Source organism: Bartonella sp. OC16QHHD (genome assembly GCF_042194035.1).
GTDB lineage: Bacteria > Pseudomonadota > Alphaproteobacteria > Rhizobiales > Rhizobiaceae > Bartonella.
In genome coordinates, this window is record NZ_JBHIMJ010000003.1 from 1 (window position 1) to 2,229 (window position 2,229).

3 protein-coding genes are annotated in these 2,229 nt (G+C 38.2%); 2 read left to right on the top strand and 1 reads right to left on the bottom strand.

From position 1 onward, the window contains the following. Positions 1-247: 247 nt before the first annotated feature. A complete protein-coding gene (locus tag ACFIK1_RS00725) occupies positions 248-601 on the bottom strand; it encodes an XRE family transcriptional regulator (RefSeq protein WP_273791732.1) in 354 nt (117 codons plus the stop codon). An 87-nt stretch (positions 602-688) separates the two neighbouring features. Between ACFIK1_RS00725 and ACFIK1_RS00730 the strand changes: the two genes are divergently transcribed. Continuing rightward, on the top strand, positions 689-928 hold the full coding sequence (locus ACFIK1_RS00730; RefSeq protein ID WP_375661845.1) for a helix-turn-helix domain-containing protein: 240 nt from the start codon (positions 689-691) through the stop codon (positions 926-928). A 405-nt stretch (positions 929-1,333) separates the two neighbouring features. Next, positions 1,334-2,092, top strand: coding sequence for a hypothetical protein (locus tag ACFIK1_RS00735; protein WP_375637283.1), 759 nt, complete (start codon positions 1,334-1,336; stop codon positions 2,090-2,092). The last annotated feature ends 137 nt before the right edge of the window (positions 2,093-2,229 follow it).

Genomic DNA, 2,229 nt, shown 5'->3' on the forward strand with positions numbered 1-2,229 from the left:
TTCATCAGAATTTATAAACACTGGTTTATTCACAAATGCCTCCATACTGCCTATTGGCAAAAGTTATTTTCTAAGATATGGAACATATGTATGCGCATATTGCACATATGTCAACAATAAAATGTGCAACATGAACATATTTAGTGAGTATTATATTATTTTGGGATATATAAAATGGATGATATTGATAACCTTATAATGGAGGCAGTGAATAAGCTTAGTATAGATAAAAAAAGAAGGTTAATTATTATTCTTCGTCTTTTAGAGTATCTAAAATGCGAAGAAGCCACTGCTTTTTTTCAGGAGATATATTTTTTAGAGCGTTAAAAACTTCTTCTTGAAGTTCGCGGTCTGAAAGAGCAGTTGTAGATTTTGTTTTTATCCCCTGTCCTTCACCAGTCAATAACCAACCTGTACTTACGTTAAAAGCTTTTGCGTATCGACTTGCGGCTTTATTGATGCCGCGAACTCCTTGTTCATGTTGTATATAAGTGTAATATGGCCAGCCGTAATATTGAGCTGCGGCTCGGGCAGATTTAAATCCTTTGGCAATTCTTGCTTCTGTTAAGCGTATAGCTTGGTCGGGTTTTTGTTCTTGCATTCTGACAACTCCTTTCCATTCATAATGCACATATTATATGTGCTTTTCGACTTGACTTTTTTCTGTGCACATTGCACACTTAATTTTATGAATAAGATAGAAGCAAAAAAAATACGCAAACGCCTTAATCTTACGCTGGACGAAATGGCAGCGTTATTAGGCGTTAACAAATCAACAGTATGGCGTTGGGAAAAATATGGTGTTCCTTCAAGAGGGGCAGTGGCTTATCTTTTAAAATCTTTATGCGATCAAGAGCAACACCCCCCAATGTCGAAAATTTGCAAGAGCTGCGGTGTTGATCAGAAGGTCGATAGATTGCAGCATTAAGGAGATCAAAATGAGTTCGAATGAGATTTTATGGATAGCAGTGGTTTCAGTTTTGCTCTTAAGCGGAGTGATGTTTCGTATTGCATTGCATTATCGCAACCAAGTTAAAGCACTTAAAGAGCAGGTTCAAGATATTAAGAAAAAAATGAAAGAGAATGAGTTTAGGTATTTAAAGGAAAGCAAGCAGACAATTGATGAATGTGATGCAGATCTTGAAGAACGTGACGAGGAAATTAAACAACTGAAACAAAAGACTGAAGAGCATGAAAAGGCGNGCATCACGCGACGAGCAAGTTGAAAGACTAACACAAGAGCTTAAACAGCGTGATGAAGTAGTAAAAGCGCCGCCTCATAAGAATAAGAAGAGTAAGAAGAAAAGTAAGTGAGAAGATAGAGGTGGAAGATATGATACTTAAAAAGAAGTATGAATCTACTGATGAAACAATCGAAGTTAATGGAGTTACGCTTCACCGTATACGTGCTTTAAGAAATTTTAGAGATGTGTACGCAGGTGACTTAGGTGGCTTTATTGAAAATGAAAGCAATTTAAGTCATGAGGGAGACTGTTGGGTTGGGGACGATGCAAAGGTTTATGGTAGTGCTAGGGTTTACGGTCGAGCCAAGGTTTTTGGTAATGCCAACGTTTATGATAACGCTCATGTTTATGGCAATGCCATTGTTTATTTTGATGCTAAAGTTTTTGGTAATGCACATGTATACGGTACAGCAATAATTTGTGAAAATGCCCGTGTGTGTGGTGATGCATGGATTGATACAGGTTTTATTAGTGGTTGTGATTTAGTTAATAGTAGTAAAAAGAAATACGAACTTACAGACGATACAGTTGATCTCGGTCCTTTCAAGTTACACCGAATACGAGCATTGAGAAGCTTTGGCAAAGTAAAGAAAGGTGATTTAGGTGGCTGGGTAGAGAGTGAAGAGAACCTCAGTCACGAAGGTAATTGTTGGATTAGTGGTTTAGGGGCTGTTTTTGGTGGCGGCAGATTACGTGGTGATCACCTAGTTCCAAACTTTAATTACATTTCCAATACGACTTATAAATTGTCTATGTTAACACCACAACAATACATGGCATCTCTACCTTGGCACCGTAGAATATGGGAGCGACTCCGTTATTATTGGGAGTGCGGAATATGGCTTTAGAGCTTCATAAACGTGATGAATAATACAATTCTTTGTTTTGATCTAGGTACCAAAACGGGGTGGGCGATACGTGGTGCAAGTGGTGACATGTTCAGTGGTACCGTGAATTTTCAATCGCGCCGTTTTGAAGGCGGTGG